11 protein-coding genes are annotated in these 13,629 nt (G+C 64.2%); 4 read left to right on the forward strand and 7 right to left on the reverse strand.

Translation table 11 applies throughout. The annotated features are described in order from the left end of the window. Positions 1–121 precede the first annotated feature (121 nt). The 5 genes from FNA46_RS18660 to FNA46_RS18680 all read right to left on the reverse strand — a co-directional run bounded on the left by FNA46_RS18660 (position 122) and on the right by FNA46_RS18680 (position 5,645). On the reverse strand, positions 122–1,537 hold the full coding sequence (locus FNA46_RS18660) for an FAD-binding oxidoreductase (protein ID WP_143126720.1): 1,416 nt from the start codon (positions 1,535–1,537) through the stop codon (positions 122–124). 4 nt (positions 1,538–1,541) lie between these two features. Further along, positions 1,542–2,849, reverse strand: a complete 1,308-nt coding sequence (locus FNA46_RS18665; protein ID WP_143126721.1) for a cytosine deaminase — start codon at positions 2,847–2,849, stop codon at positions 1,542–1,544. Continuing rightward, positions 2,849–3,679 carry an ABC transporter permease gene (locus FNA46_RS18670; protein ID WP_143126722.1) on the reverse strand — a complete coding sequence of 277 codons (831 nt, stop codon included), beginning with the start codon at positions 3,677–3,679 and terminating at the stop codon, positions 2,849–2,851. Before FNA46_RS18670 ends, FNA46_RS18665 begins: the two co-directional genes overlap by 1 nt. Beyond that, the gene (locus FNA46_RS18675; protein WP_143126723.1) at positions 3,679–4,509 is read right to left on the reverse strand and encodes an ABC transporter ATP-binding protein; all 831 of its coding nucleotides are present in this window, start codon (positions 4,507–4,509) and stop codon (positions 3,679–3,681) included. Before FNA46_RS18675 ends, FNA46_RS18670 begins: the two co-directional genes overlap by 1 nt. Positions 4,510–4,628: 119 nt before the next feature. Beyond that, the gene (locus tag FNA46_RS18680; RefSeq protein WP_143126724.1) at positions 4,629–5,645 is read right to left on the reverse strand and encodes an ABC transporter substrate-binding protein; all 1,017 of its coding nucleotides are present in this window, start codon (positions 5,643–5,645) and stop codon (positions 4,629–4,631) included. Positions 5,646–5,826: 181 nt separating this feature from the next. Here FNA46_RS18680 and FNA46_RS18685 point away from each other — a divergent pair, with 181 nt between their 5' ends. Then, positions 5,827–6,804, forward strand: a complete 978-nt coding sequence (locus FNA46_RS18685; RefSeq protein WP_143126725.1) for a LysR family transcriptional regulator — start codon at positions 5,827–5,829, stop codon at positions 6,802–6,804. Between the two features lie 12 nt (positions 6,805–6,816). Here the strand turns inward: FNA46_RS18685 and FNA46_RS18690 are convergent, their stop codons facing one another. After that, entirely contained in the window at positions 6,817–7,626 is an 810-nt protein-coding gene (locus FNA46_RS18690; RefSeq protein WP_143126726.1) for a creatininase family protein, read from the reverse strand. Between the two features lie 301 nt (positions 7,627–7,927). Between FNA46_RS18690 and FNA46_RS18695 the strand changes: the two genes are divergently transcribed. Then, on the forward strand, positions 7,928–8,371 hold the full coding sequence (locus tag FNA46_RS18695) for a transglutaminase-like cysteine peptidase (protein ID WP_143126727.1): 444 nt from the start codon (positions 7,928–7,930) through the stop codon (positions 8,369–8,371). Positions 8,372–8,407: 36 nt separating this feature from the next. On the opposite strand, the gene FNA46_RS18700 is transcribed toward FNA46_RS18695, so the two are convergent. Further along, positions 8,408–9,295, reverse strand: coding sequence for a DMT family transporter (locus FNA46_RS18700; protein ID WP_143126728.1), 888 nt, complete (start codon positions 9,293–9,295; stop codon positions 8,408–8,410). Between the two features lie 200 nt (positions 9,296–9,495). Here FNA46_RS18700 and FNA46_RS18705 point away from each other — a divergent pair, with 200 nt between their 5' ends. Further along, positions 9,496–10,794: an adenylosuccinate synthase gene (locus FNA46_RS18705; RefSeq protein WP_143126729.1), complete on the forward strand. Its 1,299-nt coding sequence runs from the start codon at positions 9,496–9,498 to the stop codon at positions 10,792–10,794. A 60-nt stretch (positions 10,795–10,854) separates the two neighbouring features. After that, positions 10,855–13,560: a hypothetical protein gene (locus FNA46_RS18710; RefSeq protein WP_143126730.1), complete on the forward strand. Its 2,706-nt coding sequence runs from the start codon at positions 10,855–10,857 to the stop codon at positions 13,558–13,560. The last annotated feature ends 69 nt before the right edge of the window (positions 13,561–13,629 follow it).

The raw sequence follows: 13,629 nt of genomic DNA on the forward strand, positions 1-13,629 counted from the left end.
TCCCCGAGGGGAGAAGGGATGGGCCGTACCGTTTGCGGTTCTCCTCTCCCCTTGGGGAGAGGGTGGCCGAGCGAAGCGGAGGCCGGGTGAGGGGGAGCCCCAGCCGCAGCCTGTGCGATCCTCACTCCCCCGCTTCCGCAAAAGCCTGCAAACCGGGAAACAGATAGTTCTTGCCCGCCTTGAAATCGAAGCTCGGGTTCTCCCAGGCAATCATCTTGCCGGGGTTCAGCAGCCCTTGCGGATCGGTTTCCTTCTTGAAGGCAAGCTGCACCTCGTCGGTCTGCTTCATGCCGCCTTCCTCCAGCGTATAGCGGTGCGGGTTGAAGATCGGGCAGCCGTGATCCTCGTGGATCTTGATGATCTCCTCCAGCCGCTCCTTCGTGGTGTAGCGCACCAGCGGCAGGCCGGCGCATTGCATGTTGCCGTCGAACTTGATGAACTCGAGATGGCCGGGCACTTCGTCGCCGAAGATTTCCACCATCTTGCCGACCTTGGCCACATGGTCCGGGCTCGGATACTGGACCTGCAGATAGGTGAAGGTGGGATCGACCTTCAGCGCGCGCAGCGTCGTGTGGTTCCAGGCAAGTTCATAGGCATGCGGAATGCCCTTCATGCTCTCCACCTTGTCGGAGCGGTACAGGATTTCGCCCTTCATGCGCTCTGTCAGCGCCGTAAATGCATCAATGGAATGGGGCGCCACCATCACCACCACGATCGACTGGCCGCGATGGCGGATGAAGGGTTTGTGGCGCGGGAAATAGTCATAAGGTATGGGGGCGGCGATCGGCGCGATCTCCTTCAGCAGCAGCCCGTTCTTGTGGGCCAGCACGTCGGAAAAGCGCACCGCATCCATGAAGTCGTCATAGCCGACCAGCACGTCTACCCAGTCATAGGCCGGGGCCAGCGGCATTTCCACCTCGGTGATGATGCCATTGGTGCCATAGGCGTGGCTGACCTTCTGCAGATCCCAGGCGGTCAGTTCCAGCACGCGCGGCTCGGCCTCCATGGTGACGACGCGCAGGCGCAGGATATTGCCGAGATCGCGAAGGCCGCCCCAGTGGATGGAGCCGACGCCGCCGGAGCCGCCGGCGATGAAGCCGCCGATGGTGGCGGTCTGGGCCGTCGACGGGTGGAAGCGCAGTTCCTGGCCGGAATGCGCCTTTGTCTGCTTGTCCAGTTCGGCGATGATGATGCCGGGTTCGCAGATCACGCGGCCGGGATGGATTTCCTTGACCTTGTTCATGTTGATGAGGTTCAGCACGATGCCGCCGGACAGCGGCATGGCCTGGCCGTAATTGCCGGTGCCGGCGCCGCGGGGCGTGACCGGCACGCCATGCGCAAACGCGACCTTCAGCGTGCGGATGACCTCTTCCTCCGATTTCGGCGAGACGACGAGATCGGCGGTGACATTGTCCAGCTCGGCCTTCAGGATCGGCGAATACCAGTAGAAATCCCGGCTCTTCTGGCGCACCAGCGCCGGATTGTCCTCCACCGCGATGCCATCGAGTTCCTGCTTGATTTTCGCGTAATCGGCCATGTCGTCACTCGCTCATGATCGGGTCAAGGTCACGGTAATCCGGCAGGCGGCGGTCGATGCCCATGCCATTCCGCATCACGATGCGGTCCGCCTGCGGACGGGAAAGGAATTCGCTCCAGCGGCGCGCCGAAAACAGCACGAGATCGGCGGGTGCACCGGCGCGGATGCGGCCGAGATCCGACCGGCCCAGAATGTCGGCCGGCGTGGTGGTGACGACGCGGGCGGCCTCATCCAGCGGGTGGTCGAGATGCAGGATGCGCACCGCCTCGCGAAACACTTCCACGGCATCGAGATCGCCATAGGCATAGAAGGGATCGCGCGTGTTGTCGGAAGAGACGGCGGTCTTCACGCCGGCCGCCGCCAGTTCGTGAAACAGCGTCACCCCCCGCCAGCGCGGCGTGCGCCCGGCATGGCGGTCCTGAAGATACATGTTGCACATTGGCAGCGACACGACCGAAAGCCCGGCCTCCGCCACGAGGTCGATGGTGCGTTTGGCGAGCTCGTCGTCCTGTCTCGCCAGCGAGCAGCAATGCCCGACGGTGACTGCGCCCTCAAAGCCGGTCTTCAGCTTGATCTCCGCAATGGTCTTCAGCGTCAGGACCTGCTTGTCCTCGGTCTCGTCCACATGCAGGTCGATGTCGAGGCCGTTGTCGCTGGCGGCGCGGAACAACGTTTCCAGGATCTTTTCGAAGTCGGGCAGGATGCGGGTCGCTCCGCCCAGCAGGCCGCCATGGCGTTTCGTCACCGCGACAATGTCGCCGAACACGGTCTCGTCCAGCACCGCGTCGAGAGGCAGCAGCGAGACGGCCTGCAGGGCGATCCGGCCCTTCCAGTCCTCGCGGATCTCGGAAAACACCTCGAAGGAAATGCGGTGCTGCGGCGGCAGGCTGTCCAGATGCGTGCGGATCAGGCCGGTGCCGTGGGCATGGGCCGTCTTCAGCGAAAATTCCATGCGCGCCCGCACATCCTCCGCCGTCCATCGGGCAGCGCGGTCGGCGCCGACATTTTCAAGCGCGCCCATGAATGTGCCGTCCGGGTTGCGGCGGCGCTCCCAGATATGGCCCTTGTCGAGATGGGTGTGCATGTCGACGAAGCAGGGCCAGACCATGCCGTCGCGCAGATCGGTGCGCGGCAGGGCGGCGGGCGCCGTGCCGGGAGACAGGATGGCATCGACGCGGCCGTTGGCAATCACCAGATCGGCGGATACGAGGCCTTCCTTCGCCGGCGCCGCAAAGCCTTCCACGGCAATGGCGGGCAGGGTGGCATTGGCAAGAACGAAGTGCGGAGCCTTCGGAATATCGGTGAAGTCCATCAGTTTTCTCTCCGGACGCTGCTTTCGTGCCAGCGGTGCAGCCCAAGCCATGCAATGAAGGAGGTGATGCCGAAGATCACCACGCCAAGCGCCGAGAGCAGCACGAGGGCGGCAAACAGGCGCGGGATGTTCAATCGGTACTGTGCTTCCAGCAGGCGGAAGGCGAGGCCGGATCCGGCACCGGCGGAGCCGGCGGCAAATTCCGCGACCACGGCGGCAATCAGCGACAGTCCGCCGCCGATCCTGAGCCCCGTCATGAAGTAGGGCAGGGAGGCCGGCAGCTTCAGATAGATCAGCGTCTGCCAGCGGGAGGCGCCGTAAAGGTCGAACAGGTTCAAGAGGTTGTGGTCGACGCTCTTCAACCCCTGCACCATGTTGGAGAGAATGGGGAAGAAGGCGACGAGGAAGGCGCAGATGAGGAGGGCAACCTGCGTGGTTGGCGCATAGATGAGGATCAGCGGCGCGATCGCCACGATCGGCGTGACCTGCAGGATCACCGCGATCGGATAGAAGGCCGTCTCGATCCATTTCGACTGGATGAGGAAGATGGCAATCCCGACGCCGCCGATGAGCGCCAGGCCAAGGGCGGCCATGGTGATCTGCGTCGTCACCCACAGCGCCGGTGCGAGCGTGCCCCAGTCCTTGACGAGGGACTGCGCCACGGCGCCGGGGCCGGGGAGGATATATTGCGGCACGCCGGTTGCGGTCACCAGCACCTGCCAGAGGACCACCAGCGCCACGACGACAAGGATCGGGATCAGGATACGCAGCAGCGTTTCGCGGTTTTTCGCGGCGGAAGCGGCGGTCGGGACGGGAGAGGCCGTGCTCATCAGTGCATCTCCATGGCTTCGCCGCCCATGGCGTCGAGAAGGGCGGCCGACACCTTTTCGCAGGCCGCGCGATAGTCTTCCGAGGCGCGGTAGAGCGGCCCCCGTTCGAGGCTGGTCTGCAACGGAAAATCCGCATGCACGCGGCCGGGCCTTGCCTTCATCACCACGATGCGGTTCGCCAGATAGGCGCTCTCGAACACGGAGTGGGTGACGAAGATGACCGTGATGCCGGTATCCCGCCACAGCTTAAGCACGTCATCGTTCAGCTTCTGGCGGGTGATTTCGTCGAGCGCGGCAAAGGGCTCGTCCATCAACAGCAGCTTCGGCTTCGTCACCAGCGCGCGGGCGATCGAGACGCGCATCTTCATGCCGCCGGACAGTTCGCGCGGATAGGCCTTCGCGAAATCCTTGAGGCCGACGGTGTCCAGTGCCGTCATGATGGCATCGGCAGCATGGGCCCTCGAAACCCCACGCAGGCGCAGCGGCAGGTAGACATTGCCGAACACCGTCTGCCACGGCATCAGGGTCGGTTCCTGGAAGACGAAGGAGATATCGCCTTCCGGCAGTCCCCTTACATTGATGCGCGAGGCCGGCCAGTCGATGGTGCCGGTTGTCGTGTCGCCGAGGCCCGCGATGATCCTGAGCGCCGTTGATTTGCCGCAGCCAGACGGCCCGAGCAGGCTGACGAATTCGCCGCCCTCGACGGTCAGCGACATGTCGGAGAGCGCCAGCGTGCCGCTGGAAAAGCTCTTGGAAACGTTGCGCATCACCACCAGCGGACGCTTGTGGGAGGAGCCGGGCGGTATGTCGAGCGATTGCAAATCTGTCATTCCGTCACGCGATCAAAGGGCGGGCCTTCGGTGTTCTTCCGGAAGGTAAGGGCGTCTCACCTCCTCTGTCCTGCCGGACAGAGGAGGTCATTGCGCACCGCCGAGCGATACCGATCCCCTTACTTCTTCAGCGCCATGCCCACGCCCTTGCAGACGAACTTGGTGGTGTAGGCCTTCTTGTAGTCGAGGTCCTTCGGCTCGACGCCGATCGAGACCATTTCATCGAAGAACTGCTTGTAGCGGGCGTCCGTCATGCAGCCGATGCCTTTGGTCAGCGCATCGCCGGATTCCAGGATGCCGTATTCCTTCATCTTGGCGATGGAATAGGCGATCTGACCATCGGTCATTTCCGGATTGTCCTTCTTGATCAGGTCGTTCGCCTTCTTGTTGTCGCCGTAGATGTAATTGTACCAGCCCTCGATCGAGGCATCGACGAAGCGCTGCACCACATCCGGCTTCTTGTCGATCATCCCCTGCGTGGTGGTGATCATCGTGGAATAGGGGCTGTAGCCGGCATCGGCGAGCAGGAAGACCTTCGGTGCCCAGCCGGCCTGCTTTTCGATCTCATAGGGCTCGGAGGTCAGGTAGCCCTGCTGCGCGGACTTCTTGTCGGCGATGAACGGCGCCGGGTTGAAGGTGTAGGGCTTGTACTGGTTCTCGCGAAAACCCTTGAAGTTCTTCTTCATCCATTCGAAGTAGGTGACGTAGCCGTCCTTGCCCATGAAGATGGTGTCGAGCTTGGCCAGATCCTCGAACTTGTCGACGCCGACACCGGGATGGGCGAGCAGGACCTGCGGGTCCTTCTGGAAGATGGAGGCGACCGACACCATCGGAATGCCTTCCTTGACGGCGTCCATGTCGCCCAGCGGCCCGCCCATGTAGAAATCCACCTTGCCGGCAATCAGCAGCGCACGGTTGGCGGCGTTCGGGCCGCCCTGCACGATCTTCACCTTCAGGCCGTATTTTTCGTAGGTGCCGTCGGCAACCGCCTGATAGAAGCCGCCATGCTCCGCCTGGGCCAGCCAGTTGGTGCCATAGGAAACCTCATCCAGCGCATGTGCCGACCCGGCGGCGGCAAGGCCGAAGGCAAGCGCCAGGCCTGCCAGATATGCGTGTGTCTTTCGCAGCTGTTCCATCCGACCGTTCCCTTGTTGTGGTGTGGCGCGTCCCTGCGCCATCCTTTTTTTCCATTTCAGCCATTGCTTTCGCGCTTTGAAAAGCATCAAAATTCGCACGGATTGATGCCTTTCAGGCAGCGCTGGCTGCAGGCTTGCATAAAGTGTGCGCCATGGACAAAATTTAAGCAATGGACTTCCGATGCTGCACTCCCGCAAGCTCCAGTATATCGATGAAATTGCCCGCTGCGGCTCCATCCGCAAGGCGGCGGCCCGGCTGAATGTCGCCTCCTCTGCCATCAACCGCCAGATTCTGGCGCTGGAGGAGGAACTCGGCGTGCCGATCTTCGAGCGCATGCCGCGCGGCCTGCGCCTGACGGCTGCGGGCGAATTGTGTATCGAGCATATCCGCGAGGTGCTGAAGGCTTATGACAAGCTGGAAACCCGGGTGCGCGGCCTGAAGATGCCGCAGGCCGGCCGCGTCTCGATGGTGTCGACGGTCGGTCTGGCCGCAGGGCCGATGCCGGAGATCGTGGCGCGCTTCGTGGAGCGGCATCCGCGCATCCGCATCCAGCTTGCCATCGATGGCGCCACCACCACCGCCAATCCGGTGCTGTCGGGCGAGGTTGAGATCGGCATCGGCTTCAACATTCCGGCGACGCCGGGCCTCCGGACGCTGGCAAGCTTCGATATTCCGATCGGCGTCGTGCTGCCGCCCGATCATCGGCTGGCGCAGGATGAAGGGCCGATCGATCTTGCCAAGGTGGTGCAGGAGCCGCTGGTGCTCGCCCAGCCCGGCATGAGCCTGCGCACCATGATCAACCTCATCCTGGCGCCGCTGCCGGTGCCGGTGGAGCCAGTGGTGGAAACCGGCGCGCCGGAAACGCTGCGCCATCTGGTCAAGCGCGGGACAGGCCTGACCTTCCTCAATCCGCTCGATGTGCTGGGCGAATGCCGGCGCGGCGAACTGGTGTTCCGGCCTCTGTCGGAATCCTGTCGCCGGCACCAGCCGATGAAGATTTTTACCCGGGCGCGGGCGACGCTCGATGCGGCGGCGAGCCTGTTCATCGAATTCCTGCTGGCCGAGCTTGGCCAGCAGGTCGCCGAACTGGAGGCGAAGGGCCATGTGCCGCGCCAGGCGGGCGGCGCGGCAGGCCTGCGGGACGAGCAGACGCGCTGAGGCCTGCGGCTGTCAGCGGCTGTAGAGATTGGACAGCGGATAGCGTTCGAGATCGCGCAGCAGTTCGATGAAGCCCGCCACCTGATGGCGGCAGATGGCGGCCCCCTTCTCGGCGGTGCCGGCACTCGCATTGCCGACCACGCCATGCGGGTTGAGATCGTGGGCGATCCAGGCGAGCGAATGCGGGGGCAGCGGCTGCAGGAAGCGGGACTGCGCCTTCATCTCCTCCGCCCGCGAGCGGAAATCCTCGGCCTTGTCCATCCGCACCAACTCGGGGCGGAAATGCAGCATCAGCGATGTTTCCACTTCGCCGCCATGGATGCCGAAGGCCTGTTCGTGCGCGCTGATCATGCCATCGGGATGGCCGAAGCGCGCCCATTGGGTGGCAACGACCGCCATGCCGAACCGCACGCGGATCTCGCGCGCCACGATGTTCATGATATCGAGATTGCCGCCATGCGAATTGACGATCACCATCTTGCGCAGGCCCGCTTCCGCCACCTTGCCGCCGATCGCCGTCCAGGCAGGGATGAGGATGTCGGCGCCGAGCGAGAGCGTGCCGGGGCCATAGATGTGTTCGTTCGCCTTGCCGATTTCCTGGGTGGGCAGCACCAGGATGTCGAGATCCTCAGGCAATTGCCGCTGCAATTCCGCCAGCATGCCGTTGGCGATGGCAACGTCGGTGGCGATCGGCAGATGTGGTCCGTGCTGCTCGGTGGAGGCGATCGGCAGCACCGCGATCGTCGTGTCCGGCGCAAGGGCTGCAAAATCATGCGTGTTGAGTTCGTTCCAGTAAAACGGCTTGCGCTTTGCCTCACCCATGGCGGTTCTCCTTCTGCGACCCTCCCTCGATAAGCCAATCTGAGCGCATGCGAAAAGCGCCAAATTCCGTGCGGCTCGTTGCCTTTTTGCGCGCGCTTTCAGACTGCCGCCTGTGCTCATTCTCGATTCGGGAAAAAATCGGGTTTCGCTAAAATTGCGGCCATCCGCTTAAACGCCCTTCAAAAAGAAAGGGATTATAGCTGTGCCATGGCTGGAGCAGAGGCTCCGGGCGACCCGGAAGACAAGGGTCGTTGAACCGAAACGAAACGGTGAGAACGCCGTTCGACACGACAGGGCGACCATGATGAAGACCTCTTTCCTGACTGCAGCGATCTTGGGACTGACCGTTTCCATCGCCGGCATGGCCGAGGCCGCGGGGCCGGGTGGCCTGGCACGCTCCGCCTTTCATGGGGTGATGCCGCAGGCGGCGGTCGCCTCGGTCAAGCCCGCGCCAAAACCCTACGAGACGGATTATGCCGCGGTGCAGAGCCTCAACATCGCCGTCAACGAAAGTTTTGGCGCGCTGGATTCCTATTTCGACGGCTTTGCCGGGGATCGCGCGCCTGCCGGCCTCTGCACCGATTGCGCCCGCATCAAGCAGGACGAGATGATTCGCCGTGGTGCGCCGAAAGACAGCCTTCGCATCGGCTATCTCATGGACGCCGATGGTTTCATGCAACGGGTTCTGGTGCTCGACAGCGAGAACGGCACCATGGTTCTGGACAACCGCATGCCCGGCGCCTGAGCCGCCGCGGCCTGTCAAACCCAGCAACCGGCGGGATTATCGTTCCGCCGGTTTTCCGCGTTCGGCAAGGGCGATGCCGCCGAGCGCCAGCACCAGCGCGACCACGTGGAAGAGGTGCAGTTCCTCTCCGATGATCACCACCGACAACAGGGTTCCGAAGACCGGCACCAGGTTGATGAACAGGCCGGCGCGGTTGGCACCGATATGGATGATGCCCTGCACATAAAAGATCTGCGCCACCAGTGAGGCAAAGACGGCTGTGTAGAGCACTGCGATCCATCCCGGTGCATCCGGCCACATCATCGTGTTGCGCGCCTGTTCCCAGGCGACCAGCGGCAGCGTGCAGACAAGCGCTGCCAGGGCCGGGATCGCCATCAGCGTGCGCCAGTCCACCTGCGGCCGCCAGCGCAGCGCAATCGTATAGGCGGCATAGGCCGCGACCGCGATCAGCATCAGCCCGTCGCCGAAATTGACGGAGAGCGAAAGAAGCGTCTTCAGGTCGCCATGCGAGGCTGTCAGCGCCACGCCGACCAGCGTCAGAGAAAAGCCAAGAACCTGCGCTAGCGAGACACGGATGCGAAACAGGATGAAATTGGCGAGGAAGATCAGGAAGGGAATGCCGGCCTGCTCGATCGTGACGTTGATCGCGGTGGTGTAGTGCACGGCGCTGTAAAGCAGCACGTTGAAGGTGGTATAGCCCACCGCGCCGAGGAAGATCAGCACCGGCAGATGCCTCTTGGCCACCGGCCAGTCGCGCTTCAGTTGCGGCAGCGAGATGGCGAAAATGATGGCTGAGGCCAGCGCCCAGCGCCACATCGTCAGCATCATCGGGCTCACATGTCCGACGGCGAGCTTGCCCACCACGGCATTGCCGCCCCAGCAGAGCGTCGCGACGATGAGGTAGGCATAGGCTTTGATATGCAAGGCGTCCCTCCCGGACCTGACGCGAAAGATCGGTGCCTTCCGGTCGTTTTGTTGCCGCAATAAACGCTGATGTGCGGGCCTGTCACGCAAAAACGGGCGAAAAGGTCACAAACGGGTCGCATTCCCGTAAATGACACAGTATAGATGCGCCGGTTTGGGCGGGTGCCAGAGGCCTCGCGACGGAGCAGGAAAGCTAAGATATGACGAATGTCGTGGTAGTCGGTTCGCAATGGGGTGACGAGGGCAAGGGCAAGATTGTCGATTGGCTCTCCGAGCGCGCCGATATCGTGGTGCGCTTCCAGGGCGGTCACAATGCGGGCCACACCCTGGTCATCGATGGCGTGAGCTACAAGCTCTCGCTTCTGCCGTCTGGCGTCGTGCGTCCGGGCAAGATGGCCGTGATCGGCAATGGCGTTGTCGTCGATCCGCATGCGCTGATCGCCGAAATCGGCCGCCTGAAGGTGCAGGGCGTCGAAGTGACCCCGGCCAATCTGCGCATCGCCGAAAATGCCACGCTGATTCTCTCCCTGCACCGCGAACTGGACGGCATGCGCGAAGATGCTGCCACCAACAGCGGCACCAAGATCGGCACCACCCGCCGCGGCATCGGCCCGGCCTATGAGGACAAGGTCGGCCGCCGTGCGATCCGCGTCATGGATCTCGCCGATCTCGACGCGCTGGAAGGCAAGGTCGAGCGGATCCTCACCCATCACAACGCGCTGCGCCGCGGCTTCGGTGCCGCCGAAGTGGAGCACAAGACGATCATGGAGGAACTGACCTCCATCGCCGACCAGGTGCTGCCCTTCATGGATTCGGTGTGGAACATGCTGGACAAGGAGCGCCGCAAGGGCGCGCGCATCCTGTTCGAGGGCGCGCAGGGCTCGCTGCTCGACATCGACCATGGTACCTATCCCTTCGTCACTTCGTCCAACACGGTGGCCGGTCAGGCGGCCGCCGGCTCCGGCATGGGCCCGGGCGCGCTCGGCTATATCCTCGGCATCACCAAGGCCTACACGACGCGCGTTGGCGAAGGCCCGTTCCCGACCGAGCTGAAGGACGAGATCGGCCAGTTCCTCGGCGAAAAGGGCCATGAATTCGGCACCGTGACGGGCCGCAAGCGCCGCTGCGGCTGGTTCGACGCGGCGCTCGTGCGCCAGTCGGTCGCCACCAACGGCATCACCGGCATCGCGCTCACCAAGCTCGACGTTCTCGATGGTCTCGACGAGTTGAAGATCTGCGTCGGCTACAGGCTGGACGGTCAGGAGATCGATTATCTGCCGGCCGCGCAGGCTGCGCAGGCCCGCGTCGAGCCGATCTACATCACGCTGGAAGGCTGGAAGGAATCGACCGTCGGCGCCCGCAAATGGGCGGATCTGCCGGCGCAGGCAATCAAGTATGTGCGTCAGGTGGAAGAGCTGATCGGGGCCCCGGTGGCGCTGTTGTCCACCAGCCCGGAGCGGGACGACACCATACTTGTGACCGACCCGTTTGAAGACTAAGGTTCAGCGCTATCTACCTTTTCACTCGGCCGTCGAGCCGGTGATCAAGAGAAAGTATCAATGGCTGATTTTGTAGCGGTTATTCGCCGGGCCGTGGACGGGCTGGCGAACAATACACCCGAGATGCGCATCCGGGTTTACGAAAAGGCACGCGGCGCCGTCCAGCGGCAGCTGGAGAACATGAAGCCGCGCCCGACGGATGACATGCTGCGTCGCCAGATGGAAAAGCTGGAGGCCGCGATCCGGGAGGTCGAGGCCGAACATGCGGAAGCCTTGCCTGCCCTGGACGAGCCCGCGCCCGCTGCGCTTGCCTTTCCCGCGCAGCCCCAGACGGCTGTCGAGCCAGAGCCGCAGCATGAGCCGGTCTATGCCGCGCCTGCGCCATCCGCCCATGTCGATCCGGTCGCAGCGCCTGACGCCGAACCGCAGCGGGATTTTGCACCGGCAGAGCAGGATGCCTATGATTCTGCCCCGCAGCACGTGGAGCCGACCGCCCACGATGCGCCCGTCAACGATGCGCGGGAGGAGACTTCCGCTGCCGGGTACGATCGCGCCTATGCCGATGAGGCCGAGACTGCGCCCGTGCGGCCGGAGCCAGAGGCGCCCGTTTCGCAGGCTGTCTTCGGGGAGGCGCGCCACGAGGAGCCCGTATGGGCCGCGCCTGTCCGGGTCGAGCCTGTCCGGGTCGAGCCGGAGGAGCCATCCTATTCTCCGGCCTATGCCGATGCATCCGAAGCCGTTTCGGTGGATTATGCGCCGCCGGCCGAGGTGGCTGAAGAGCCATCGCGTGGGTTCGAGCCTGAACACGACGACCTGGCGCCGGCTCCAGCGCAGTTCTCCGGCCCTAATGGTCGCGACACGCCGTTCGGCCAGCCGGTGTCCGCCGTATCGGGCGACCCCTTTGCCGATGACGAACCGGCCTACGCGCCCTTTGCGCGAGCCGATGCGTCGCGGATGCCGGAACCGCCGCTGGCGATGCCGGAGCGTCCGGAGCCTGTCTATCCTGTCTATGATGGCCCGCAGCGTCCGCGCTCGCTGGCAACGCCGGTCTGGCCCGACGCGCCGTCGACTGCGCCGAGCATTGCCGAGGAACCGCTTGGCTCCGACGAGCCCGAGGTGGCAGCCACGAGCCATGCGGAGGCGTTGCCTGCCGATCATGCCTGGCATGCCTCCGCGCATCAGGATTTGCCTGCCCATGATGCAGGCGCAGACGATCACGCGCAGTCTGCCGCGACCTCGCATTGGCCGGAAGATACAAGCTGGAAACAGGACCAGAGCTGGGAAAGCGTGACCGCTGCTTCCGTCGAAACGCCGGCGCGCGCGGCAGGTCTTGATGACCGCGAAGCGGCCGAACTGTTCGAGGCCCATTTCGACGAGCCCGCCCGTGCCGAAGCGCATGTGGAAATGCCGGCGGTGACCGGCTTCCCGGATTTCCCTGCCACTGCGGCGACCAAAGCCAGGAGCGCGGCCGAGCCGGAGCCGCATGATCCCCTGGCGACCTATCTTCAGCCGCTCAATGCACAGGCCAAGGCCAAGGTGGAACCGAAGCCGGCTGCTCCGGCCGCTGCGGCCGCCGGCGATCCATGGAATGATCTGGAGCAGTTGATCGGCTATGACCGCGATGGCGAGGCGAAGGCTGCCCGCGCTGCCGATGGGCCGCCGGATGAAGAAGACCTGGCCGGCATGACCATGCCGACGCGCCCCTACCGGGTGCAGCCGAAGCCGAAGCGCAGCTATGGCAAGATCCTGCTTGCCGTGGTGGGGCTCTGCCTGGTGGCCGGCGGCGGATTTGCGGTGTGGAAGAACCGCACCACACTCGACGAACTGGTCGAGAATGTCACCGGTGGCGCCATCCAGCCTCCGGTCGAACCGGCCAAGACGCCTGCTGCCACGCAGGGCGCAACGACGGCCGCCGCACCGGCCGCCGGCAACGGCGCGACCCCGGCACCGGCCAATGCGCCGGCCGCCAGTGCGAATGCCGGTCCGACGAAGTTCACCCAGCGGCTTCTCGCCAACGGCACGGAAGTGGATACGGGCCCGGGGGGGCCGTCCGTTGGGGCGCCAGGCCAGTCGATTGCGCAGGCGAGCCCGCCGGCCGCTGGTGCCGATGCACCCGCCGCAGGCGCAACCGCACAGTCTGCGCCTGCAAACCCGGCAGCGCCCGCCGCACCGGCAGCCGGCACGCCGCCGGCAGCAACGCCCGCCGCAGCCGGCGAGAAGATCTTCCTCTACGAGGAAAAGATCGGCCAGTCCTCGCTGACCTCGATCGCCGGCACCGTGACCTGGTCGCTGCAGAACGAGACCGGCGATGACGGCAAGCCGCAGCCGGTCGTGCAGGGTCGCATCAGCGTGCCCGAGCGGGGCATGACGGCGCTGCTGACCTTCAAGCGCAACACCGATCCTTCGCTGCCGGCCAGCCATCTTGTGGAGTTTGTCTTCTCCTTGCCGCCGAATTTCGAAGGCGGCTCGATCGAAAGCGTGCAGCGCATCTCGATGAAGCAGAGCGAGCAGGACCGTGGCGATCCGCTGGTGGCCGTGCCGGCCAAGATCACGCCGGACTTCCACATGATCGCACTCAACGATTTCCCGGATGCCCGCGCCCGCAACATGGACCTGCTCAAGTCGCGCAACTGGCTGGACGTGCCGATCATCTATGGAACAGGACGTCGTGCGCTGCTGACGCTGCAGAAGGGACCGGAAGGCATCAAGGCCTTCGACGAGGCGATCCGCGGCTGGGCCGCGCTCTCGCCGCCACAGGGCCAGTAATCCTTTTCAAGACTGTTTTCCTGGATCCGCCGGAGACCTCTCCGGCGGATCCAGTCGTTTCCGGATTGG

Source organism: Affinirhizobium straminoryzae (genome assembly GCF_007004135.1).
GTDB classification, from domain to species: Bacteria; Pseudomonadota; Alphaproteobacteria; order Rhizobiales; family Rhizobiaceae; genus Neorhizobium; species Neorhizobium straminoryzae.